The organism is Acidiphilium sp. PA (assembly GCF_026191915.1).
Classification (GTDB): domain Bacteria; phylum Pseudomonadota; class Alphaproteobacteria; order Acetobacterales; family Acetobacteraceae; genus Acidiphilium.
In genome coordinates this window covers 1-24,410 of sequence record NZ_JAIMBY010000018.1, presented here as the reverse complement: position 1 = coordinate 24,410, position 24,410 = coordinate 1, and the positions used below count along the sequence as shown (strand labels likewise).

19 protein-coding genes are annotated in these 24,410 nt (G+C 61.6%); 6 read left to right on the top strand and 13 right to left on the bottom strand.

Features of this window, described 5'->3' with window-relative positions:
- Positions 1–247 precede the first annotated feature (247 nt).
- Positions 248–451 (bottom strand): hypothetical protein, encoded by a 204-nt coding sequence (locus AruPA_RS16800; protein ID WP_265637937.1) that lies wholly within the window; start codon positions 449–451, stop codon positions 248–250.
- Between the two features lie 264 nt (positions 452–715).
- Between AruPA_RS16800 and AruPA_RS16795 the strand changes: the two genes are divergently transcribed.
- Both AruPA_RS16795 and AruPA_RS16790 read left to right on the top strand, forming a co-directional pair.
- Positions 716–1,333 (top strand): TetR/AcrR family transcriptional regulator, encoded by a 618-nt coding sequence (locus AruPA_RS16795; RefSeq protein WP_265637936.1) that lies wholly within the window; start codon positions 716–718, stop codon positions 1,331–1,333.
- Positions 1,330–1,755 carry a PaaI family thioesterase gene (locus tag AruPA_RS16790; protein ID WP_265637935.1) on the top strand — a complete coding sequence of 142 codons (426 nt, stop codon included), beginning with the start codon at positions 1,330–1,332 and terminating at the stop codon, positions 1,753–1,755. Before AruPA_RS16795 ends, AruPA_RS16790 begins: the two co-directional genes overlap by 4 nt.
- 208 nt (positions 1,756–1,963) lie before the next feature.
- On the opposite strand, the gene AruPA_RS16785 is transcribed toward AruPA_RS16790, so the two are convergent.
- The 4 genes from AruPA_RS16785 to AruPA_RS16770 form a co-directional block, all read right to left on the bottom strand.
- On the bottom strand, positions 1,964–2,953 hold the full coding sequence (locus tag AruPA_RS16785; RefSeq protein ID WP_265637934.1) for a hypothetical protein: 990 nt from the start codon (positions 2,951–2,953) through the stop codon (positions 1,964–1,966).
- A 162-nt stretch (positions 2,954–3,115) separates the two neighbouring features.
- Positions 3,116–5,212: an ATP-binding protein gene (locus AruPA_RS16780; protein ID WP_265637933.1), complete on the bottom strand. Its 2,097-nt coding sequence runs from the start codon at positions 5,210–5,212 to the stop codon at positions 3,116–3,118.
- A 438-nt stretch (positions 5,213–5,650) separates the two neighbouring features.
- On the bottom strand, positions 5,651–9,007 hold the full coding sequence (locus AruPA_RS16775) for a DEAD/DEAH box helicase (protein WP_265637932.1): 3,357 nt from the start codon (positions 9,005–9,007) through the stop codon (positions 5,651–5,653).
- 984 nt (positions 9,008–9,991) lie between these two features.
- Entirely contained in the window at positions 9,992–10,261 is a 270-nt protein-coding gene (locus AruPA_RS16770) for an HU family DNA-binding protein (RefSeq protein ID WP_265637931.1), read from the bottom strand.
- A 484-nt stretch (positions 10,262–10,745) separates the two neighbouring features.
- On the opposite strand from AruPA_RS16770, the gene AruPA_RS16765 reads away from it, so the two are divergent.
- From AruPA_RS16765 to AruPA_RS16750, 4 genes are all read left to right on the top strand, one after another.
- The gene (locus tag AruPA_RS16765) at positions 10,746–11,912 is read left to right on the top strand and encodes a sugar-transfer associated ATP-grasp domain-containing protein (RefSeq protein ID WP_265637930.1); all 1,167 of its coding nucleotides are present in this window, start codon (positions 10,746–10,748) and stop codon (positions 11,910–11,912) included.
- Between the two features lie 9 nt (positions 11,913–11,921).
- On the top strand, positions 11,922–13,292 hold the full coding sequence (locus AruPA_RS16760; protein ID WP_265637929.1) for a hypothetical protein: 1,371 nt from the start codon (positions 11,922–11,924) through the stop codon (positions 13,290–13,292).
- A 539-nt stretch (positions 13,293–13,831) separates the two neighbouring features.
- Positions 13,832–14,683 (top strand): hypothetical protein, encoded by an 852-nt coding sequence (locus AruPA_RS16755; protein WP_265637928.1) that lies wholly within the window; start codon positions 13,832–13,834, stop codon positions 14,681–14,683.
- Positions 14,684–14,954: 271 nt separating this feature from the next.
- Positions 14,955–15,515 carry a hypothetical protein gene (locus AruPA_RS16750; RefSeq protein WP_265637927.1) on the top strand — a complete coding sequence of 187 codons (561 nt, stop codon included), beginning with the start codon at positions 14,955–14,957 and terminating at the stop codon, positions 15,513–15,515.
- A gap of 24 nt (positions 15,516–15,539) precedes the next feature.
- Here the strand turns inward: AruPA_RS16750 and AruPA_RS16745 are convergent, their stop codons facing one another.
- The 8 genes from AruPA_RS16745 to AruPA_RS16710 all read right to left on the bottom strand — a co-directional run bounded on the left by AruPA_RS16745 (position 15,540) and on the right by AruPA_RS16710 (position 24,191).
- Positions 15,540–16,214, bottom strand: a complete 675-nt coding sequence (locus tag AruPA_RS16745) for a DNA methyltransferase (protein WP_265637926.1) — start codon at positions 16,212–16,214, stop codon at positions 15,540–15,542.
- 29 nt (positions 16,215–16,243) lie between these two features.
- Positions 16,244–16,558: a hypothetical protein gene (locus tag AruPA_RS16740; protein WP_265637925.1), complete on the bottom strand. Its 315-nt coding sequence runs from the start codon at positions 16,556–16,558 to the stop codon at positions 16,244–16,246.
- Positions 16,559–16,629: 71 nt separating this feature from the next.
- Entirely contained in the window at positions 16,630–17,175 is a 546-nt protein-coding gene (locus AruPA_RS16735; RefSeq protein ID WP_265637924.1) for a hypothetical protein, read from the bottom strand.
- 32 nt (positions 17,176–17,207) lie between these two features.
- The gene (locus AruPA_RS16730) at positions 17,208–19,517 is read right to left on the bottom strand and encodes a DotA/TraY family protein (protein WP_265637923.1); all 2,310 of its coding nucleotides are present in this window, start codon (positions 19,515–19,517) and stop codon (positions 17,208–17,210) included.
- Positions 19,518–19,519: 2 nt separating this feature from the next.
- On the bottom strand, positions 19,520–21,925 hold the full coding sequence (locus tag AruPA_RS16725) for a DUF3991 domain-containing protein (RefSeq protein WP_265637922.1): 2,406 nt from the start codon (positions 21,923–21,925) through the stop codon (positions 19,520–19,522).
- 12 nt (positions 21,926–21,937) lie between these two features.
- A complete protein-coding gene (locus AruPA_RS16720; RefSeq protein ID WP_265637921.1) occupies positions 21,938–23,098 on the bottom strand; it encodes a hypothetical protein in 1,161 nt (386 codons plus the stop codon).
- 8 nt (positions 23,099–23,106) lie between these two features.
- The gene (locus tag AruPA_RS16715) at positions 23,107–23,694 is read right to left on the bottom strand and encodes a hypothetical protein (protein ID WP_265637920.1); all 588 of its coding nucleotides are present in this window, start codon (positions 23,692–23,694) and stop codon (positions 23,107–23,109) included.
- On the bottom strand, positions 23,691–24,191 hold the full coding sequence (locus tag AruPA_RS16710; RefSeq protein ID WP_265637919.1) for a hypothetical protein: 501 nt from the start codon (positions 24,189–24,191) through the stop codon (positions 23,691–23,693). The genes AruPA_RS16715 and AruPA_RS16710 overlap by 4 nt, the downstream gene beginning before the upstream one ends.
- Between the last annotated feature and the right edge of the window lie 219 nt (positions 24,192–24,410).

Genomic DNA, 24,410 nt, shown 5'->3' with positions numbered 1-24,410 from the left:
TGGAGATTGCGCGTTTGCATCGGCCTTCTCCAACGAGCGAGCGGACCGGTAACCTAGCGCCACAGACCGTTCCGTTTAGTTATACCCCAGTAGCACGATCGGGTGAGACAGATTTTCCGCATCAATAGGGTCGGTTTTGGTATTGCGATACGCTAACGAGCCAGTGTCTAGAACCAAATAGCACATTTTACAGGCATTCATTACTCAATCATATCCGCCAGTGCTAATTAGGATTCTCGTCGTCGAACTAGTCCAAGGCGCAATCATGGGATCCCAGACCAACTCGCGCCTCCTTGAGCGCCCGGTACTCCGCTTCAAGGTCCGCGATGACGGAGCGGTCGTCGGAGGGGCCACCCATGGTCGGCCCCTCGCTGAGTCGCTCGAGCTGGTGACGTATCGCCGCCATCGCATCGTCGATCTGCTGGCGCAGCGGCTTATCTGACTCAGACATGCTACCAACCTAGCGTGTTGTCGCGATCGGGAACAGGGGCGCCGCAAGCTGGGTCTGAATGCCATCAGACGGGCAGCAATGCGCTCATGGCGAACATTCTCGGCGGGTTTGCTGTTACCTGATTGCGGACCCTTGAAGAGGCGTACAAGAGCGGTGGGGTGCAAAGGAGCACCCCGCCCTTGCTAAAACCCGCCATTCATTTTTTGCTTCCCTTTCGGTCGAGGACCAGATAGTAGAACGGTCTGTATAATTTTACCGAAGACGATGAAAGTCACACGGGCTATATCCGACCGATCCTCTCCGCAGCGCGACCGTTTTATTCGCGCTGCTGCCGAACTGTTTCGTGTTCGCGGCTATAACGCGACCGGGATCGCCGATATCGTCAGCCTCGCTGGTGGACCAAAGGGATCGCTCTACCATTTCTTTCCCGGCGGCAAGGAGGAAATTGCTCGAGCGGTGATCTCCTATGCCACGCACGTCGCGTCGCAGTCATTGAGCGCCATTGACGCGCCGACAGCGGCGAACCGGCTCATTGAATACGGCACTTTGCTCGCAGGCTGGATGGAAGCCTCAGGGTGCCGGGAGGGATGCCCAATCGCTACGACAGTGCTGGAGCTTGCGCCGGATTCCGGTGAGATCGCGTCGCTCGGCGCCGCTGCGTTCAATGACTGGGCCGCGATTTTCGCGCGCGACCTTGAAAATGACGGCGTTGATCCCCGCTCTGCCCGGTCTTTGGGGCGCCTCGCTATCGCGTCGCTGGAGGGCGCCTTACTGATGACGCGCGCTGAAGGAAACGCCGATGTCATTCGCGAGATCAGCCGGCAGATCGCGGCGCTGTTTACCAGCGCCGCCCAAACAGCAGCAAGGAAGGAAGCGCCATGAGTGGAACAGAGTTTGAGGCTTTGCGCCAGCAAATCCAACATGCTGTCGCGGCCCAGGGTTTCACGCGTCTAGTGGGCGCGCGGCTCCAATCGCTGGAGCCGGGTCAGTGTTTAGTCGAGGTCGACGCAAGGCCGGAGCTATTGCAGCATTACGGTTATTTCCACGGAGGCGTGTCTGCCTATTTGATCGATAATGCCAGCGCGATCGCCGCAGCGACAATCGCGCCAGGAGTTTCGCGTCCTGTTACCAGCGAATTCAAGGTCAATTTTCTTGCCCCGACGAAGGGCGCGAAGCTCAGCTGCCACGCGCGCGTCGTCAAATCGGGCCGCACGCTGGTTATCGTCGCCGCCGATATCCACGCGCAAACCGATGACCACAACACGCATGTGGCTACGGCGCTCGCCACCGTTTTTATGACATAGACCACTGATCGCTACAGTCTCGCGATTGATCCCGCAAGGCGAACCGCCTTCGTCCCAACTACCGCTGTCGATCGATCGGCGGCTTTGCGCTCATCTCTGTCGTTGACGGTCCAGAACATATGGCCGCAAAGCGGTCGTTCGCTCGTGCGGCGTCGAGCTCGTTCGCAATAACTCCCTATAGCCAAAACGGTGCCGACCGCAGTAATGATCAAACGTTCGGTCGACCCCTCCCGACCGCCCAGTCGCGATGGTCGCGGTCGTCATAGAATTGCGGTAGCCCAGGATAGAGCTCCAGTGCGGCTGTTTCCTCCAGAGAATAGCGCGGCACGAATTCGACCCAGCGCAGTTCCATGTCTGGACCGCGCTGCACGATCACGTTTCCTTCCGCCAAACGAAAATTGTGCGCAATATGCAAGCGGACTTCGTCGCAAACGAGGTTCGCCGCGCGTGTTAGCTCAAGCATGAGGTCGCTGACGATATCAACATGGAAATTGTACTGTGCCGCGAGAGATGCGTAGAGCGGCGGGTCCCACTGTTTGATCTGGTAAAATTTGCAGGTGAAGAGTTGCTCGCCCTTGCCGCGCGGTTCGAGGTGCTCGTGCAGAGTTTCCTGAAAATCCTGCAGCACTCGGCCGAAGTTGCCGAAAGCAAGTTCTAGCGAAGGATACCGGCCGGGCCAAGTACGGCCGAGCAGCCACCGGCGCAGCGCGCTGAGATCTTCATCGACCTTCACCCAAATGCGCGGCTGCCCTGACCCGAGCACCCAACTGCTCCATGCGGTCCATTCGTCGAGATGTGCGAGCCGAACCCATTCGTCAACATAATCAGCATAGACGGTGTCATCGCGCATCTTGGCCCCATCGAGCCGGAGTGACTGCTCCACCCACGCCTCATGCTCCGCCTTCAAAACCTTCAGCCGGTCGACCGTCCAGACTGCTTCATTGTCATCGATGATCTTGTGATCGACGTTGCAGAGAAGGACGAGGTTTGCGTAGCGGTTGCGGTCTTCGACCGACATCGTCGGATCGCTCCGCGGGCCGCCGTCTCTCTCAGCGACGATGTGGCAATTCTCACCGACGAGCGTAGGGTCGTCGGTCTCGCTGATGTCCTCGACCAGTTGACGGCGGCACTCGGGCATGGCGCAGCGCGCGGCGGCTTTGCCCCATAAGATCTTTTGGCTTTTCAGGCTAACGGTCACGAAACGAATTCTCCTATCTATTCGGCGAGCGAACATATAACCTTGGGCATCCCCAGCAACGGACGCTTTGCGGCCAAACTACGCAGTTCAAGCGCAAATATGGCGATCTCAGAAGCCAACGTCGTTTTGCTCCAAAGTGCAGTCCGTTCGCCCGGTTGAGGCTCAGCCTTCACTCTTTGGCTCACCGACTGCTTCGATATCCAGCTCGGCGATGCGAGCCTTCACCGCGTCACTGAGATAGGCTGCGTTGATCGTGCGCAGATAGCCCAGCGCTTCCTCGTCGCTGGCCTGATATTCGAGGCGCCGCTTGTAGAAAGTCAGACGGCCTTCTGCTTCCTGGATGATCTGGCCCCAGGTCTTGGCCCAGACCCGGATCCTGATCGGATCGTCCAACTCCATAATGAGGCCTCGCGGCTTGCCGGCTATCCGCGCTTCGAGCTCAGCGTCGGGCGTGAACTTGTTCGAGATGGCGACGAAATCCCATTCGACATTGCTGTGCTCGAAGCGCGAGTCCAGCGCGACGGCCTTAGCATATTTCCTGATTTGGCCGAGCACGTCCTCGTTAATGGGCTGGCGCGGCCGCTTGAGCTCGACGACGAGATGCCTGCGCTCGTCGTCGGTCGGGGTCGGGATGCGGGCCGACAGCATCAGGTCGACGATGGCCGCCTTGCCCTCTGCATCAAGCACCGGTTCGGTGGCACCTGGCGCCTCGCGTTCTTTGCCCAGCAGCTCGATATGGCTGCGGAGGACCGAGTTCAGGTCCTGATCGTCGTTTACTAGGTTGAACTGCTCGCCGAAGATCCAGGTCTCTTGAGCGATAATCCGGTGGAGCTGCGACCGTTCCAGGAGCTGGCGTTTAGACTTGGGTTCGAAGACAAGCAGCTGCAGCGCCTTAAGAAAATCTAGCCGATCGGTGACGGATTTCGCCGCGTTGATCACGGCGGTTAGGGAGGTCTTGCGCAGCAGGTCCGCCAACTCGTCCTGCCGCTCCTTCGGTAGGTCGATCACTTTCTCCAGGATCGAGAGCAGATTGGACGCACCGGTCTCGATCGCCGCCTTGATGAGCTGGAGAACGAGTTTCTTCTGCTTGATCGGAGACTTGTCGAAGTCCGCGCTATAATCGGAGAGGTTCAGGGCGACCACGTCGAACACCTGCCGCTCGTTGATTTCGATCGGATCTGCCGCTGCGCCTTCATAGGGGTAGATTGCCGCGTCGACCCATTCTTGGATCTTGTCGCGGGACCGCGCGGCTTCCTTGGTCCGAAAATGCTCGCGTAGCCGAGCTTTGGCCGCCTCGATCAGCGTGTTTGAGGCGGCGTCCAGCTCGACCAGGCCCTCGGTATGATTGTCGGCGAGCTGCTGGAAAAGCTCCGCAGTCAGATAGGCGGTGAACTCGAACCCACGCGCCTGAATGCCGGGCGGCATCTCGTAGAAGCTGAACCTCCCTGGCAGGCACAGCATAAGCTTGCGATCGACGGATTTCTTCCACTCGACGATATCGAGCGTCGCCTCGAGCGTGCGGCCGCCGTGGTCGACGGCGATCGGATAGGGCGTCACCGAGGCAATGGCCTCACGGGCGTCAATGGCGACGCCGTCATAGATGATCCGGAAGCTCGGATCGTCATAGAGTTGGAGCGCGAATACGTCCCGAACCCTATCGGCGAAGCCGTCTTCAGCCCTGATCTCAAAGTCCTTGATGACATCGCGGATCGCGACCGTGCACCCCTCGCTGGTAGTGGTGACGGGTTCGCTCAGCTCGAAGTTTTTCAGGTTGGATTTCTGCCCGAAGATGGTGAAACGCCGGCCGCCATGGTTCGAGGTCCAGGCTACGGACTCGCCGAGCGAAAAGGCTTTGAAGCGTCCTTGGCCTTTCTCGCCATGTACGGCGCGGCCGCCGCTCGTCTTCGCGCCCGGCCGCTTCCAAGACCCACCGAGCTTCTGGAAACTGTCCTCTATCGTGTCGAACGGGATGCCGGTGCCATTGTCGTTGACGAGAATGCTGCCCAGTTCGGTTAGCTGCCCCTTTTCCAGCTCGACGCGAACTTCGGTGGCATCGGCGTCATAGGCGTTCCAGATCAGCTCGGCGATCGCCGCCAGCGGCCGCGCCGTGGTAATCCTCTGGATATGGTCGTTCTCAACCCTGACTTCGATCTGTTGCAAACCTGCCCCCGCCCCGATGCGCGGGCCGACTTTTTCACAGAGCGTCCGGCTTTTCAATCGCAAAGCCTCGGTGGGGGAGCGGAGTGCCGGAAACGACATGGTGTCGCGATCCGATACCAAACGGCCATCACGCAAGAACCGGCTCTAGGAGCCTGTCGGACTTAACTGAAATCTACGATTGTTTGGAATTATAAGTCTTATGGTCTGCGGCTTGCACAACTAAACGGCTATATTTGCGCGACATCAATGCAGTAATTGCGCAAAATCCTTAAGTCCGACAGGCTGCTAGGTGCGGGCGATCAGTTGCCGCGCTTCGATCGCCAGCGGCTGCCTTTACGAATGGCAGCTCACCGCGGCTGCCTCTCCGAGACCCGCCTGTCCGCTCACGGCCAATTCCCGCCATAAGCCGAAGGTCGGTATTCGTACGGATCGCTGCTGTGGGGATCCGGTTATCTGGACAAGTGAATAAGATTGGGCTGGCGGGTCGAGAGATGAGCCCGAGATGGGCTTGAAGAGGAATCAGGACGGATTGAGACCTCATTCAGGTTTCCTCGTCGCTTTGAGGAGCGATAATACGTCTGGTCCGCGACGAGCGAGAGCATCATTCAACCATTGCTGTCCGCTTCTCACCTCAAGCAAATGTGACGCCTCTCCGAATACTCCAGCGCCCTGCCATTCCTGGTAATTTCCGACCACGTAGAGCGCCCGTTTGGCGCGGGTTGCTGCGACATTAAGCAGGTTCGGCGTGCCGCCCGCCCAGCTACGTGATCCGGGTTTCGCGCCTCGCCCGGCTCCCAACATCAAGATGACGGCCTCCGCTTCTTTGCCTTGAAAAGTGTGAACGGTGCCGACCCGCTTGTCCACCCAAGCCGTACGTTCCTTGACTGGACGGCCTGGTAGAACGTCGCGGGTCTGCAAGAGCAGTGATCGCAATCGGGCAGCCGGCATCCGGAACGGCGAAATCACGTAGAGGTCTGGCGGTTCCGGATGACTACCACAGAGCTCTGCGATGGCCTGCGCGATGAGTATGCCTTCCTCATGAACCCATTTGTCGCTCGAGGGAGCGTCGATATCAATCCAGGCTGAGCCGCCGAGCAGGTCACGAATTGGCGATGGCCCCGGCTCTGTCGCGAAAACCATCCGGCCAGCATAGGCAATGCGATTTGCGAGATCAAACATAGGCTGGTCGCACCGTCGATGGACCAGGAGTGGAATTCCGGTCACGCGGGTATCGTTTTCCGTGACGCTATCCTCGAGCGGGAACCAGCCCTGAATGTGGCTTGCCCGATCTGCAAGCGTCTGCACTGAGTCTAGTGGCGCGCTCCAGGGTACGGCGTCGAGGCCATGGCTTTTGAAGATCAACCGCATCGTACGGGGAGGTATGCTCGTGATCGGTTCGATCTGAAGCGGGTCGCCGATCACGACCGTGCGTCGGGCCCGCCAGATGGCGCCGACCGCTTGCTGAGGTGCAGCCTGACCTGCTTCGTCGATCATCAACCAGCCGATTGATTCCCCTCCGAAATCCTTGAACATCCGTCCTATTGAGGCGAAGGTCGATGACACAACAGGGACAAGAAGAAAGAACACACCCCAGTCTCGTGAATTTGGCCTTGGGGCGTCCGGACCGCCGGAGGCAGCTTTCGCGATGACGTTGAGTGATGGTTTCAGCTTTGATGCGCCAACGATGATGAAGGCGCGCTGGAAGCGAATTGCGGCCATAAACAGGGCGTCGCGCGCCGCCCTGAAGCGCCCCCCATTCCAAGGGCTCGACTGATAGAAGCTGTCATCGGTCTGAGACCAGAACTCCGGCGCTGGGCACGAAACCCCCAGCTCATCGCCCGCATCAACCAGTTTCTGGCTCAGGAGCATCACTTCATCCTCTATACCTTTCAAACTCGCCTCGATGGTGGCACAGGAAACACCCAGACGCTCTTCCTCGTCGGTGGCAGCCTTCACATTGATCCGGGCCGCCTTAATCGCATCCGCTACCTCACCCAGATCGTCCACCAGACGACGTATCGCTGTCTCATGCGTTCGCCATGCGGGGCTTTTCAATCGTCGGCTAACCCAGGATGGTTTGATTGCCGTCAGGGCTGTCAACCTGATATTTAATGTCGCTTCTTCCGCGAGGAGTTGGCTGAGGTGCTCGCGCGCGGCCAGCACAGCCTTACGCGCCGATTGCAGATCGCGTTGTGCTCGTACCGTTTCGTCTCTGATGCCGGGGAGACGCGTTTCACAACAACGCAAAGTCTCAGCGGTTTGGGCAAGATTGACGAGTTCGGCACGTAACCGGCGGCATGTCGCCAGTGCACGTAAAAATTCTGCGCGCGTCTTCCGCCAGAGCTGTTTCGCTTCGGGTGGTCGTAATGGCGGATCAAGCCGGACCAGTTTCCCCGGGGGATCAGGTCGATGCAGGTCTGGTGAGACGAGGCGTTTGAACCAATCATTGAGCCCCCAATCTTTGTCCCACCAAAATTTCTCAAAAAACTGCCGCCTGTTGTCGGCATTGCCCAACCTGGCGGCGATCAGACCCCATGCCCGCTGAGTATCGGATACGTCCTTAGGCAGATTGAGAAGGGCGGTCGCCGTGTGGCCGAAGTAATCCAGACCGCCCTCATTCCAGATCGAGGCATCAAGGGCCTTTTCGCGCACGGGCAATTCGAGGCTGATATTTTCAACCGCCGCATTGTTGCAGCTGGCCACGACGATCGCGTAGTCCATGAGGTCGATATCACCCAGACCGTTCCAGGGACTTTCGATGGCCGCTAGGCGCTCGGCTCGTGTGATAATCACATGGGCCACCACATCCCGCAGCAAGGTCGTTTTCCCGGTGCCCGGCGGCCCGTTTACAGCGGCGAGACCGTGCGTATCCAGGTCTCGCGCGATTGCATTGACCGCGGCCTGTTGCAGTAACGTCAGGGGATGAAGACCATTTCCTGGCCATCGGCCGAGTGGGAACAAACCGGGGTCCAACAGTTGTGACAACTTGAGCCTGTCATTCAGGCAATCCCATGGATCGATCGGTGGATTAAGGCCAAGATATGACGCTACAGCGCCTGTCACGGTCTCGTTTTCGACAGCGTCGAGAACTCTGGATAAATCGGACAGGTAGAAACTTGCGAGAATGTCGGCTGCCGGTGGGTCAGGTCGGACCATCTCGATCACGCAAGGGGTCAGGATCTGGAGATCGTCGGGAATACCGAGTTCCTCAACCAACGCGCGGGACACACCGCGCAGATCATCCCATGACAACGAACGAGGCTGTCCGTCAGGGCCGCGTGGTGTCAGGAGATCGGCGAATCGCAATTTGAGACCGCGTTCTTCGGTGGACCAGTCAGACAGGTCATCAGGGGTACCGCCGGTTGAAAGGTGGCCGAAACCCCAACAGAAGCTATTGATTGCGAGGCTGTCGGGTACGATGATTCCCCACTCGTCGAGCACCACTGAAGCCGCAACAACAAATCCGGATAACGGACGGATTGTTGCGTCCTCATCCGCCTGATCGTCGAAAAATTCATCCAGCCTTTCGAATGATTCCCCTGCCGGCATCGCCGCCAGAATGACGGAGTACCAAGTCCGGAGCTTCCGGTCTCGCGGGCTTCCGACCTCGCTCGCCGCCGGCAGAGGTTCAGATGGATCGACGGAACCTTCGGCTTCATGTTGACCGTCGTCCTGGCTTTCGGTCAGGATCGGCCACGGCGTCGGGTCGCCATCCTGTGGTGGCTGCCAGAGGGTAGGTCCATCGTCGGCACCTGTTTTCCGATTGCGTATCCGGCCGCCCCGATCACCGGCGACGTCACTCCATCCGTTTCCTTTGGTGATTTGCGGCGACAGCACCTCACAGGCAATCCACGATCGCAATACGCCTCGGACAGTCTCGGCTGCTATCGACATGCGCTACAATCGCCCAAGTCGAGGAATGGTCAAATTCTGTTTTTGGCGGACTCCCCAATTTCCTCTGCCGTTGGTCATATTCAATTCTTAAGCAAAGCCAAAGGGTCCGCCTTGATGTGGAAAATCAGGATCATGCCCCGCTTATCCCAGCGCTGTCCCAGCGATGATCCTGCGCGGGCGGAGGCGTGCCCGGTGTTATTCAAAAGGTTCGTTAAGACGTTCTTTCCCTGGCGGCGAGGCCGTTTCTACTCGGTTCGTTTCCCGATACGGACGTCACACCGATACTCGCGAGGCCTTCGAATGTTAGAATACGCCCTGCCCGAACATTGCATCAGGGACGCCGTGACACCGATTAATGCCCAAGCGGCAGCGTGAACCCGAATGACAGGCCAGCCGGAACCGCGGGTGCGTAATAAACCGGAGGAGGTGGCGGCCCAGGCGGTGGGGGCGGTGCATAATAGACCGGCGGTGGGGGTGGCGCGTAATACACCGGCGGAGGCGGGGGAGGTGGCGCATAATAAACCGGTGGGGGCGGAGGAGGCGGTGCATAATAACTCGGCGGGGGCGATGGTGCGTAATATACCGGTGGACCAGCAAAGCCGAACGAGAAACTTGGGCCGTTATCCCAATCGGCATGCGCAGTGCCGGTCATACCCAGAGCGATGGCCGTTGTGACAACACTAGCAACTACAATTTTGGATCGAAGCATGTTCCCCTCACTCCTTCGATCAATGACATGTACCCGGATTATGGCGGGATTTTGCCCAACAATCGTGAGCGCGCAGTGTTTGGATCCAGCTGGCGGATCCGCATCTCAATGTCGACTCTTCCGGAGTCATGATTCGTAATCGCTCGCCCCGGTTTTAACCAATTTCCACCACCAGCGGAAATTCGGTATTCCGAAGGAGCACCGCCTGGTTGACGATTATTCTGCCTCGTCAGCCCGGCAAATTGACCGGCGAGGCACTCGGTTTTTCACCCCGATCACATTTCTTTCTTCAACGTCGGCGACGCCTTGAACCGGACCGTCTTGCCGGCCTTGATTTTGATCGGTGTGCCCAGACGCGGGTTGACGCCTTTACGTGCCTTGGTCTTCCGCACCGTGAAGGTCCCGAAACCCGGCAGCGTGAATTTACCGCTCTTTTTCATCTCCGCCACGATCGCGTCGATCAGAGTGCCTGCGACCTTGTTCGCGGTCACGCCGTTGAGCTCGGCTGACTTCTGGAGGGTCTCTGCGATAAATGCCTTCGTCACCCTGAAATGTCTCCTTTTGCTTTGCCATGGTCCATTGACGCGCTTCCTCCTACCAGAAATCAACAATATGCCAATTCGGTCAGGACCCCGAAGCGACACCATGCTCCATAGCGATGTCAGATCGGGGCTGATCGAAGCAGGCCGCTGAGATCGCCTATCTGAAATCCACGATCCTGGGCGCGGGCAGGGACCCACCGGTGCAGCGGATCACCGCATATGACCGGTTCTCGAAACGTGGCTGAGCCACGAGGCCGATCTGTCTGGTGGCAGTCCCGTTGGGCCGTCGTTCCCTGGTTTCGCGGCTCATCATCTCGCGATCGCGGCTTTCTCCCGGACTTATGCCTGCGAACGGAATCGGGCCATCGCAACAGTACTTTGGACGACGTCATCCGTAAGGAATCAGGTGGTGGTTCGGTCCGAGGTAATGATTCCGATTTTCATCGATCGGCGATAACGGTCCTGCCCTGATAATCAGGAGGGCGTGATGCAGATGAACGATCGAGAAGTTCGACTGGCGGCTCTGTCTACCGAAGTCGGAGCGCCGGCTCTCGGGCGACTGCCTAAGGTGGATTTTCAGACTGCGATGCGGGCAGCAGCCCCCAGCGTTACGTCGCTGGTCAGGCTGATGTTCGTCGCGGCTCGGCTCAATCGTGGGCCGGGCGGCCTGTCGCCTGCGGAATTTTTCAGCCATCGACTCTGGGATCCGCTCTTCGGACGGGGTGACCTTCAGCGTTTCGTCGGGCTGTCGGGGCAGGGACGGTTTCATGCGGCCTGCTGCGATATCGCCTGGAAGGCGATCGCCGACGACAAGATCCTCTCGACCGCGCTGCTCGAGGCGGCCGGGGTGGAGGCGCTGCCGCAGACGTTGGCTGTGGTCCATCCGCATCGCAGGCTCGATGGCAAGCTCGCGATCCGTTCTCCCGAAGATCTCCTCCACCTGCTCCGCTCGCCCCTCTCCTATCCGCTGGTGGCGAAGCCCATCGATGGCGTTTTTAGCGTGGGCGTGATCAACGCGGTGGTAGTCGATCCTGCGACGGACATGATCCAGTCGGTGACGGGCGCAACGTCGCCGGTTTCCGATGCCGCCGAGCGGATCATGGCGCATCCGGGCGGGTATTTGATCCAGCGGGCGCTCCAACCACCGACGTTGATCGCCTCGATGTCCGGCGGTCGGCTATGCAGTGTCCGTGTCCTCGTCCTGCTGACCCGGGCGGGTCCGGTCCTCCACCGCGCCGCGCTCAAGGTCCCGCTCTCCGGCAACGTCGCTGACAATTACTGGCGGCCAGGCAACCGTCTGGGTGCGATCGAACTGACGTCAGGGCAGGTGTTCCGGGTCGTCACGGGGACCGCGCAGGATCTCCGGCGGGATCCATTTCATCCCGAAACCGGCGCGCCGATCGAGGGCATGGCAATCCCGGAGTGGTCCGCGCTGCGTGAACTCGTCATGACGGTCGCCCCACTCTTTCCGGGTATTCGCACTCAGTCCTGGGACGTTGCCCTGACTGACCGGGGGCCGGTGCTGCTCGAGATCAACTGGGGCGGTGATCTGCACCTGCATCAGTTCGCCCACGGCGAGGGCATCCTTGACCCGATTTTCTGTGACCATCTTCGTGAATGCGGTTATCGTGGGACGCTGCCGGCGCGGGAGTAAAATCGTCAGATGCTGTTCGTGGCACCGAAAGGGCAAGTAGAGCCGGCGATACCGCTGACGGCGGAGGAGGAACGTCTCCTGCGCCGTGCATTCGGCCGCTATGCTGACCCCACGGCGCGACCTGCGGCTTCGAGCGTGGTCCGCCGCTGGCAGCTGGATGGTTCCGGCCACTGGATCCTCTGCGACTGCGTCGCCTCCCTCATCGACGGCGCCAATCCCCCGGCGCTGGTGCCGGTGGCGGAGACGCATCTACGGCGTCACGTCCATGGCACCTGGCCGGCGCACGCGGCGGATTGCGATTTTTTCCGCGATCCGGAGGAACAGCGGGATGTCACCAGGAGCTACCGTCGCTCCGATCATGAGCGACCGATGATCCGCGGATTTGGCGACGACGATCGACCCGTTCGCGCGGTGACCTCGGGTTTCAGCCATGCGGAGGAGCGCCCGCCGCTGGCCCGCCTGCTGATGCGTCTGATGGACGATGCCGGTTTGACCAAAATCCAACCCTCGCGGCTTCCGATCGGTGTCCCGGAGCAGTATCGGCTGCTGCGCGGTGCCGCGCGGACGACGATCCTCGCCGGCAAGGTGCGGGTCGGATCCTGGCTCGAGACCTTCACGCCGCATTACGAGGAGTTCCGCCGGCGCATCGAGGCGGCTCCGGTGGAGAGTTTTCCGGGCTCCCGACCCCACGGTCTGCTGATCGGCATCGCGCACGCGGTGAGCGAGGGCACCGTCACCCTCGCCGGCGATCGGTGCATCGAGGTGATCGGGCGGATTGCCGTGTTCGGGGAGCGGGAAGGGCATGGGCGGTTCCAGACCACAGACGAACGCCGCCCGCCCTATCTCGTGGCGGGGTTGGTGGCACGGCCCGCGCCGGACGCGCCGGCGGCACTCCTGCGGGTCTACGCGCATCCGGTTCTGTCGGCGGGCCATCTGCTGCTCGTGGACAGCGATTATGAGCGCCGGACCGCCCGCCGCCTGATGTCGGTCCAGACCTGGTTGCTCAAGGTGCGCAACATCCTGATGTCGATCAGCAAGCCGCAGTTCGATATCGGGGCATCATCCGCCGCCGATGGCACAAGCGCACCATCCGGGGCGGGGGAGGGTGACACGCCAGCGGGTCCGCCGCTGATCCCTGATTTCGTGACCAAGGCGCGGAAGGCGAACGGGGCGACGGCAACGGTGATCGTCGAGACGATGGGGTATGACGATTACCGCTATATGGAACGCAAGGAACGCCTTCATCCCCTGATGCGGGCGGCGCTGGGCGACGCGCCGCTCGTCCTGCACCGCTGCCACCGCGGCTCGGGTGATCCGGTTGAAGTCGATCGGGAGATGGGCAGGCAAGTCCTGCGCGCGATCTTCGATCAGCTCGATTGACCCCCGATCAACCCGGATAACCTGAGCACCGAATATCACGGCATCGTGATACGCGAACCATTCTCCGCCGCTGCTCGTTTGCATCGCGCGCGGGGAGAGTGCCGCATCCGCAGGAGGACGCGAGGATGCAGATGCGACGGGCGATGGGACTGATTCTGACGACGGCACTGACGGGAGCGCCATGGGCGGCGATGGCGTCGGCAGGACCGCACTGCGCGGTCCTGCCGACGCAGATCGTCAAAACGCGAACGGGGAAGGGGCGGGGGGCTGGTGTTTTTGGTGAGATGACCTTGCCCCGACCGATACTGCCGCCCGGCAACACGCCACATGCGGCGCTGTCTGCCGCGACTCTCGCGGCGGCCGCGGGAGAGGGAAGACCTGCACCTGCCGACGTCGCCGCTCCTGCGTCATCGACCCCATCACTCCCCGCTTCTGCGTCACCGACCGCCATACCGCCCGCCCCGGTACAACATCCGCCGGCGACGATACCAGCCCATGCGGCGTCCACTGCCCATCCTTCCTTCGAGGGGCCGGCGACCTTGCCGTTGAAGCCGATCGATGCGACCGCGATCGCGGCGTCGCCCGTGCTGACCCGTCTCGCATCCCATGGCGCCAAACTCTATGCTCTGGGCACGCAGCATGGGATGCGCGGGGTGTTCGCGCGGAACGGCCGATATTTCCAGGTTTTCTATGTCACCCCGGACGGCAAGGCAGCGGTCGCCGGTGTAATGTGGAATGCAGCGGGTGGGAATGTCACGTTACGGCAGGTTCGTCGGGTTCCCGATCTCGTACCGCAGGTGAAAATCGGCAATGTAGGTAACCGCCCGGTGACACGCCATGTCGCGTATCGCGTCGGGGCTGCGTCGACCGGGAAAGCGGCACCGACCGGGCAGACGGCGCCGGTGCCACTGCCGGGCGGTCTGCCGAAGGGCACACTGTTCCAAGCGCTGGCGATGTCGGATCATGGGACGATCGGGAAAGCCGGAGCGCCGCGGGTCTGGATGCTGATGGATCCGCTCTGTTCCTATTCGATTGCGGCGATGCGTCGGCTGATGCCCGAGGTGGCGGCCGGCAAGCTGCGGGTCTCGGTGGTTCCGCTGTCAATCCTCGATTACGAGGACAATGGCATGAGTACGCCCAAGGCGAAGATCATGCTGAGCCAGCCGGCCCGGCAGATGGCGGCGGACTGGATCGACCGGGGACTGGCCGGGGAGCAGGCATCGCCTGGCGCGTCGGCGAAGCTCGCATACAATATGTCGCTGGCGCGGGCGATCGACCTCAAAGGGACGCCGACCCTGCTGTGGCACGAAACGAACGGAGGCGTGGGACGCAGCAACGGCTTGCCATCTGATCTGGGCAGCTTCGTTGCCTCGATCCGGAAGCCCTCCTGATGAAGCCACGCCGGACTGGCAAGGCTCTTGCGCCGGGCAAGCGTGCGGCGACCGGCAGCGGGCAGATGGAACTGCCGGGGATCAGTGATCCGCCGCGTGCGCGTCGACTGAAGCCCCCTGCGGAAATCAGCGGGTTTGGGCTGGCGGCTGTGCCTGTCGAAACTGCGACAACGGAGTCGGCTACCGATCATCGAGACACCATGCGCGGTCCTGGGAATGAGTGACCTTGGCACGGGGACATTTATGATCCGGTGGAATCGTGGAGAGCGCGATGGCGTATAACGGGAGCGGTCGTAACGAGCGCGATGATGATCCGGACGGGGAGCCAAATGAAGCGCGGGGCTTGTTTCGGCGGGGCGCGCGGTTCCTGATCGGCCCTGGAGGCGTGTTTCCGAACCGCGAGATCCGCAAGGGCTGGAAGACGATCGGCGCGTTGCGCGAGGAGATCCGTGTCAGGCGGGCGCAGCGCCGGAAGATCAGGCTGCGGGAAGACGGGACATTCGACCTCGAAGCGATGGCGTTCGATGCGGGTGTGAAAACCTATGAGATCGAGCGGCGGATGGCGAACCGTCAGATCCTGACCGCGCGCAACACGAAGATCTATCTCGGTCTGGGTTCGGGGCTGCTGGCGTTCTGGGCTTACGAGGTGATCTGCGGCGGCGCGATGATGGCCTCGACGATCCGGATGGTCGCGTTTCTGGCGGTGATCCTGTGCATCTATGTGGCGGCCTTCGCCAATGCCTTCAACAACTGGCAGATCCGGGTCCGCCGACTTGGATCGGTCGATGAGTTCGTCCGTCTCGAGGGGAGCTGGTGGCCGCACGAGAGATAGGCGGCCACTGCCGATCGTAGAATTTCAATCGTCACCAGTCACCTGGTCCAGGGTGAGTGTACCCTGGCTGTGGGCCTGTTCGATCCGCTGGCACGCGATATCGAAATAGCGCGGATCGATTTCGATACCGATGAAGCGGCGGCCGATCGCGGCGCAGGCGACGCCGGTGGTTCCTGAGCCGAGGAACGGATCGCATACGGTTTCGCCGGGGTCGGAGGTCCAGTCGACGAGCCAGTCGAAATGCCGCTGGGCGCGGCTGCACGGATGCCCGTTGGGCGGCCGGTGGACCGGCTGGACGAGGGGGCCACGGCCGGGCACGAGGTTGCGGCCCTTGCCGCGCGCGACGGGCGCGCCGAACCAGTGGGCGAGCTCGTCACCGCCGAGGCCGCGACCGATATAGAGCGGCATGACGAAGGGCAGTTGAATGGAGCGGAAGAAGGGGAGCCTGTCCGGCACGGTGGCGAGAAATCGCGGATCGCAATCGCAACGGAGGACCGTGATCAGGCGACGGATCCGGGGCAGGACGTTCATCGTGTCGCGCCAGAGTCCGTAGGGGTCTTCGCTGCCCGGGATGAGGCCGGTGGGGCAGTTCGGCCAGACCGGATCGGTGAGGATGACGTCGACCGGTCCGATGTGATCGAGCACATCGCGGCAATCGGCGCGGAGCAGGGTCGCGTTGGCGATGGTAACCCGCTCCACGGGCAGGGGTTTCCGTGCCTCTCCTCCGCTCAAAAGGTTCCTGCCGGGCCGCCGTAGGGGGAGGGCTGGGCGCCGATCGCCCAGGGCGCGGCTTCGTAATCTGGTCGGGTGAGGGTTACGGCGGGTTCGGTCGGCTTGACAATGGTTCCCATCCGGTTGGCGACCGGCGGTTCCCAGGTGGCGTGGGCGCTGCCGTAGGGCATCCAGGGGTTGAAGTAGGGGTGGTAGACGTGGGGTGCCGGCGGTGAGGAGTAATCGTCGGCGGATTTGACGTTACCGCCTGAGGCGCAGCCTGCGAGGGCGATAGCGGCGGTGAGGGCGATGGCGCTGGTTGATAAACGCATGATGGCTCTCCGGTAAGGGAGAGCCATCATTCGGTTCAGGGGATGCAAACGGGAAGGTCGTTCTCGTTTTTCTACTCGCTACGTTGATCGGGCGGAACGTGGTCGGGGCTCCATGTATTATCCCACGCGAAATCATAGGCATCGCCGCCTTTCTCATTGATCTTGAGGAGGCGCCGATAATGCTTGAATGCGTAGTAAAGGTTTGACCGCATTTTATCGATGGCGTTCCAGCTCCGCTCTATGCCCGCCAGATTCCTTTCGGTTTCGTGGAGTTTCTCGGTCAGGAGGGCGATGTCGTGGTCCCGCTTGGCGATCTCATGGTCACGCAGAGCGATCTCATGGTCCCGCTTGGCGATCTCGTGGTCACGTTTGGCGAGTTCGGCGTCCTGCCTCGCGATCATGCTGTCGAGTTCGTAGATTTTGATCTGGAGATCGATCCCGTGGTTCCGTTCGGCGACAAGACTGTTGTAGAGGTTGATGTATTCGGCATCATCTTCCTCCTGCTGGAGGCGACGCGCGCGCCCCTGCCGCCAGGCGCGGGCGACCTGATTGGCGCCCTCTCCGATGATGCTTCCTTCGATGAAGCCGAGCGCAGCATTGCTACCGTAGTCGCCCATGATCGGTCTCCTTATGACCTCGATTGGCTCTCTCATTCCGCAGGTGGTGTCACATCCGTTCCTGCGTCAAGTGTCTTGTCGGGTCCTTGTATCCCTTTTGGACCGGAATTTCCACCATTAGATGGCCGGTTCCCGAGACGGCGGCTTACAGCGCCGGAGAGACCCTCTCCGGCTGCCAGTGAGGCAACGGTGCCGACATAGTTGCGATTGATTTCGCCGACGACGGCGCGTGATCCCTGGGTGGTGGTTTCGAGGGCGAAGTCTTCCATATTCACCCGGCTGCCTGCCTCGAGACCGGCCCATTTCATGACCTGGTAGGGGAATTGGGAGATCAGTTTGAAGGACATGACCGCGAGCGTCATCTCGATTGTGACCACCATGGCGAGCAGGACGACGACGCCGAGCGTGTTGGTCACGACATAGCCTTGTTGCAGGACAAAATCGCTCGCGAGGTTGAAGGTTTCGAAGACCAGCCAGGACATGACCGAGAACAACCAGTACCCGAGCATCAGGCCGAACAGCATCAGCACCGGCCTGAACAGCACGTTGAACATCATCGAATAGCCATAACCCGCGCGCCCGTGGAATCCGTCGCCCTGATAGGTCATGTGGGCGAGCATCCAGAGCGGCATGGCGATGATTGCCTCGACGACGAGGATGAACCAGCCGCCCACGCCGGCGATCCACATGGTCAGCGGGATCATCGGCATGACGAAGGCGAGGATCAGTCCGGGCACGAGGAGCGCCATGCAGAGCACGAAGATGAAGCTCCCGAGCACACCGCCGTCGACTACCTTTGCGGCAGCCGCGAGAACCCCACCTTCGGGGGTGATGCGGAACAACCGCGCCCACAATCCTTTGGCCGAGGCGGCACGGAGGGCACCGACGGTAACCAGGGCGGTCTCTGATGCGCCGACCATTTTCGAGCCGAGTTTTGCCATGGTGGCGAAGGGATCCTGCCACACACCACCGCTGACCGGGGAAAGATCGGAGGACAGGCTGTTCAAGAGGTCTTGATTGAACGCCAGCCGGCTGAAGACGAACTTCATTGTTCCGTTTTTGGTCGATCCGGCTTTGCTGCCAATGCCGCTGGGCGGATGGGCGCTATCATTGGTTGCGGCGTTTTCCTTGACCTCCTGCATGAATTCTGTGGTGGCGATCATCGCCGGGGCGATATCCGATCGGATCGAAGGGCCGAGTCCGGAGAAGCTGGGCTTTGACGGGGTCGCGAGATTGATCCCTGTGAGCGAGGTCGTATCACCGTTGATCTGGGCGATCTTCCAGAAATAGGCCCCCGCTCCTGCCCAGCCGAGGTCTTCCATCTGCTGTTCTACGGTGTCGAGGTTGCCATGAGTTCCCTGCGCTGCGCCGAGCGTCTGGATCTCGCTGGTCGCGGACTGGGTGAGCATTGAGGTGAGCTGGTTCGATGCGTTGACATAGGTGAACCAGAGTGGGGTGAAGGCGCTGTCTTCCCGGCTCGACCACCAGGTGTCCGCGGCCGTCTGTGCGGCGGGGTCGATCGTGGAATTGAGAACATACTGGATATCCGCAAGGTCAGCTTGATCCATGTTGACCGCTTGCCCGTCGATGGGCTTGGCGCCCACACCGGTGTTGATCCGATAGGCACCGCAGGTGGGATTGCTGCCGACGGTGTTGCTGGCGGCGTTGAAGTTGAGGACGATGTAATTGCTCGATCCACTGCCTCCGGAGATCGCGGCCGGCGGGGGGATTTCCTGGGGATTGTCCGCGGCGTCATTGATCAGGTCGCGGCAGACATCGGAGTCGATCAGGTCGGCCACGAGCGGCTCGACATTGGGGATGTGCGGGGTGGTGATCGGCAAACCCTGAGGGCCGATCGCATCTACCGCCTGATTATAGAGGTAGTCTGCCCCGCCGATACCCCAACCCGCGGCCGTCATGACGGACTCCTGCCCGACGGAGAATCCGCTGGCGAGCGGGATCATCATGATCGCCGCGAAGCCCATGCGGACCGGCGACCAAGACGATGTCTTTTCGGACAGCACCCGACCGGTCTCCGCGCCGCGATGGATTTCGACGATGGTCGAATAGGCGACGAAGGCCGTTGCGATCAGCATCACCAGCCCGTTGAGATCACCGAGCATGATGCCGATGACCGATTGTTCGCCGCCGAGACCCGGCGTGGCGGTACTGCCCGACGACGGGAAGAGCTGATGAAGTATACTGTTCGACCAATCTGTGCCGGGCGTCAGATCGCCCCATCCGATCTGGCCTTGCGGCGCGGCTCCCGCAGCATGGGCCGTCGCGATCAGCACGATCGAGAGGAGGAGCAGGGGCAGAGCGATGCGTCCGACGGTCTTCACGGTCACATCCCCATGCCGGGGCTGCTGTCCCTGTCCTGTTGCGGCTGCGGCATCGCGCCGGGGTCCATGCCGAAGGCCTGACGAACCAATGCGATCATATTGCGGACGGCATCCCGTGCGACCTCGCTGAGGCTTTCGATCAGGGATTTCCCTGGCTTGTCTCCCGGAAAGGCGCGGGCGGCTTCGGCCAGGGTCTGATCCTGATCTTTGAACTTTGCTTCGGCTTCTTTCGGATCGAGGTCGAATTTCCGGTAGGCGGTATCGACCCTGGCACGGTCTTCGCCATAGGCGTTCAGCTTGGTAACGGCGGTATCGATCGCCGCGCTGAGGGCGGGGTTTTCCTGTACGGCTTTGTCGAACTCCTGCCGGAGGCCCGCGTATTTACCATCCGGCTTCATCTCGGCGATGACGGTGGCGACATCATTGCCCTCCGCGCGGGCCGCTGCGGTGATCTTACCCATGATCTCCCGTGCTGGTCCCGTCAGCAGGTCACTCATGGCGGCGGCCGCCTCCTTTCCTGAGACCGATGCCCGGTCGATGGCCGGTCCGATCCGGCTCCGGGATGAATCGGCACTTAACGTGCCGATCGTACCGGTGAGTCCGGTGTCGGGGGTTTTCGGCCAGGCTGCCGGGGCGTCGGCTCGGGCCAAGCCCGCTTCTTCAGGCTTATTGCTACCGAAGATGATATCGTGGGTATATTGCTGGAAGGCTGATCGTTTTGGGGTTGCGGTCCCTTCCGCCGGGCTCGAGGGCGGTGCCGATGGCGTGGCCGCTGCGGGCTGGGCGCTGTCCCCGGCTGGTTTCGGAGACGGAGCAGATGTTGTCGCTGGCTCGCGCGGCGCGGTGAAGTTCGGTGCCGGCGGGATTGGGGGCATGGGCGGTGGCGTTTCCCCGCGCGCGCGCATTTCCTCGGCTTGCTGGGCGAGGAGCTTGCGGTGGATCGATCCCTCGCCCTGAAACCGCTCGTGCCAGGCGAGGGCAATGCCGTTTAGGCGTTCGAGGAAATTGCTCGGCTGGCGGAGCGGTACATTTAAGCCGCCACCCGATTGGACCACCGGAGCTTCCTTGACGTTCTGTGCTTCGGATGCAGCTGAGGCGTTCTTTTCGATCTTCGTCTCGGCTCTTTGGGTCCGCTGACCTTCGGCTGCGTCTGCGTGCTGCTTCGACTGCGCGGCGATGGCGGCAGCCGACCGGTCGGTTTGACGCTGCGCCTCGATCTCGCCGATCTGGGCGATGGATGCGGTGATACTTTTGTTGAACTCAGCTGTCTTTGCGTTGATGTCCGGTGTCATCTGTGGATAGGGCTGCGCCGTGACAAAACTCGCAAAATCGCGAATTCTGTCCACTAATTGCTGATCCCGGACGCTTTTGGTAGCGACCAGCGCGGCGCGGACGTCGTGGTTATCGAGGCCTGGCATGGTTTCCCCGGCGGCTTTGATTGCGGCCCGCTGATCCTCTGGCAGAGCGAGGTGCTGACCGGTGTGTTTTTCCACATCCATTAGCGCCCAGCCGATCTTCATCTGGAAACTTGGCTCGCGCATTTGAGACGGATTGGCCTGTCCCGCATCCAGCAGAGCCTGGATTTGAGGCAGGGTATCCTTCATCTCGGGGGCGTTTGATGTTTCGGCGATCTGCTTGAGCTTCTGGAGAATCTCCAAGGACGGATCCGGGATTTTTGCCGGGGCTGGCTGTGTCGTCTCTCCGGCCACCTTGTTCGCCATACTGGCGTTCGATGCGGCGGATGTGGCTTCCGGCAGGCTCGCGGCTTCAGGATTGGCTTTCAGATAGGCGGTCCATGTGAAGCTCTTGTCCGTGGGTGCGTAACGCACCGTCTGGACGCCCGCCGTCTCGGCGACCTTCGCGACATATTGCGCCGTGGTTTCGCCCTGGTTGCCACGATTGGTGGCGATCCCGAGTTCGGCACCGGGAAGCTCCGCGATTTTCTTGAGTTCCTCGGCGAGGGCCTCACTCGATCCGGCGGAGAGCGATCCGGCGCTGGCGACGTAGAGCGTATCGGGTCGCAGCTTTTCGATCTGGGCGATGGCGAGGGCTTCGGCGGGTTGTTCGGTGAACACGATCCGGGTCGGAGAGTCGCCGCCCGCGAGGCGGAAGAGTGCCTTCTGGCTGCCACGCAGCATGGCGTGCGGGAGATCCTTGCTATCGGTCGAGACGCCGGTGATCCCGCCATTGGCGTCCCGATGCGGATACCAGGCGTTGCCGCCCGGTCCCTCGCGCAAGGCGTCGCCTTTGGTGGCGGCCTCGACGATCGCGGGGGAGAGACCAAGATCTTCGGTCAGATGTTTGAACGCGGGGGAATTCGGCTGGACGATCGGGGCGCGGGTCCATCGGGTGGACATGGCGGGTTGATCGCGCTGTCGAGGGTCTTGCGGTGCGGGTGTTTCGCTCATGCTCATGGAACCTCAGTTGGAATTGCTCACGACGGGGATCGGCGTGGAGGCGGGGAGGGGGAGGTGATACTGGGCGGTATCGGCCAGCCGTGCCGCTTCGAGCAGGGCGCGCTGCTGATCCAGCCGAAACCGGGCGAGGTCGATGTAGTTGTTTTCCGCCATCTCGACGGCGATCTCGCGTTGGACGGTAGCCGGCGGCTCGTTGACCAGATTTTCGCGCCACTGGAGATTGGATTCCCTGCGGTTGACATCGAGCTGGAGGGCTTCGAGCCAGCTGGCGGTCGTGACTACGGACTTACCTTCGGCGGCCAGTTCTGCCTGCTGCGCGGTGGTGAGGGTCACGGTCGGGGTTCGATCGGCGATGACCTGGGTGGCGACCTGGCGGGCGAGGCTCTCCTGCGCATTGTACTGGCGCCGGTAGAGGACGTCGGTCTGACCTGCGTTTCCGGCAAGCTGGCTGCCGCGCAGCGGGGCGGGGGCGACCGGCTGGAGCAGAACCGTCGCATAATTGTTGGCGGCGTTCAGTCCCGCCTGCCCATCGAGGGTCGATTGACCCAGGAGCGAGGTGGCGACCTCGTCGCCATCGGGATCGGTGCTGACGGAGCAGAGACCGGCCGCCTGATCGTTGGGCGAGCAATATTGGGAGTAGTGGAGCTTGTTCATCGCACCGACGCCCTGGGCAAGGCCGTTGTAGCTCGGCGTTCCCGGTTGCCCCTCGCCGCGGGCGTTCTGGATGTTGGCGATGACTTTGGCGACCGCGTTGGTCTGGTCGCCGGCGGCCACGACGGACTGGCCATTGGTCAGGCTGTCGCAGGTCTGCGGATTGACCACGTGCTGTTCGACGATTTTGGCGCTGGCGGCTTCCTGGTTGACGATAGCGTTGGCCTGGTCGGCCGCATTCATGATCTTGGCCTGAGCGGCGGTTTGTCCTTTGATGTAATTGGAGATCTGGGTGAAGCCGTCGCCCAGTTGGTTGTTGATATAAGTCTGGACCGTCTGAAGTTTGCCATCGATCGCGGACTGCATAGCGGCGACTTTCGAACCAACCGCATTGACCGCCTGGATCAGCGCGAGAATGTCGCCGAACCCGAATGCCTCCGCCCGAGGCGGGGTCAGGACCGTGACGCCGAGAAGCAGGCCGGTGGCGCCCGCAGCGAGTAGTGCAACGCGCATTTTGGTCCTCATGGTGAGGACGCCGGGTTAGGATAGCCCGATGGCGTGATCGGCGTTCCGTTCATGTACAGGCTGGATTGGCCGCTGCTGAGGCTGCCGCCGATGCTCGCCCAGTCGGGGCCACCGCCGCCCAGGCTCAGCTGCGGGCAGAAATTCCCGAAGCCTGAGATCCCGAAGCCCCCGAGGTTGAACCCCGTGAGCGTGATGCCGCACTGGGCGCTACCGATGGCGTTGCTATAGGCGCTTTGTGCCGCCTGGCAGATCTGGCCCTCAATGGAGTTCAGCAAGTCGGCGGGGTTGAGCAAATTGGTGATGACATCGAGCCCCTTGCCCTGAAGAAAGGACGACAGACACGATAGTTGGGTCACCGACTGGGGTGCCTTCACGATCTGCGCGTTGGCCGCGATTGCGGAAGCGACGCCGTCAGATGCGGCCTGTGCAAGATCGGCGCACCCCGTCGTACTGCCGGAGTTGGCCTGCGATGTTGCGGTGCTGCCCGTTGCGGCGATCACCGGGCCACTCACGGTAAATAGGGCAACTGTCGTTAGCAGGGCGATCCGGAGCGGTCGTGCGATCTGGGATATGTTGGTGATCATTGAAGCTCCTCCTGGGAAATGCGGCAGGCATCGAGCAGGGTGGCGAGCCTGCCTTTCGAGAAAATCCGGGCCAGCAACCGTTGGCGGTAGAGTTCGGCCATGCCTGCGCGAATCACATCGCCGGTGCCGTCGTCGCCGGGGCGGGTGAGGGACCTGACCAGTCCCGTTCCATTGGGCAGGCCCGACTGGACGATCCAGTCGATGACGCGCGCCTGGCGTGCCAGGCTGAGGCGCGCGATCACCCCGGCGAGGAGCGGCCTCGTCTCTTCGGCGCGCAGTGTGGTTGACAGGCGTTGCGGGTCGTAATCGAGCGCGCGATCCAGTCCTGCTCCGAACGCCTGCACGGCGCTTTCACAGGCGTCATCGGCTTCGAGGGCGAGAAGGTCGGGATCATCCGGTGGATCCAGTGCCCGAAGGTCGCCCGCGTCAAGTGACGCGCCCGGCGGACCAAATCCTGCGATCCATTCTGAGACGGCGGCAATATCGAGATCTGGCACGGGCACCTCCGGGGCATGCGGAGGGAGGTTCCGATCTGTCGATGCAAACGGGAACGGCTTTTTTTAGCGGCTGCTTATCTTAAGTGTCCATCCGGGAACACCTTGAATCTTTGGAGTCACTTGTGATTCCATAGCGGCGGCCCGATTCGCAGGAGCGGCCTGATGTGGACGAACGAGAACCGCGCCCGGTATGATCGCAGCAAGCTGCGCTATCCGAGC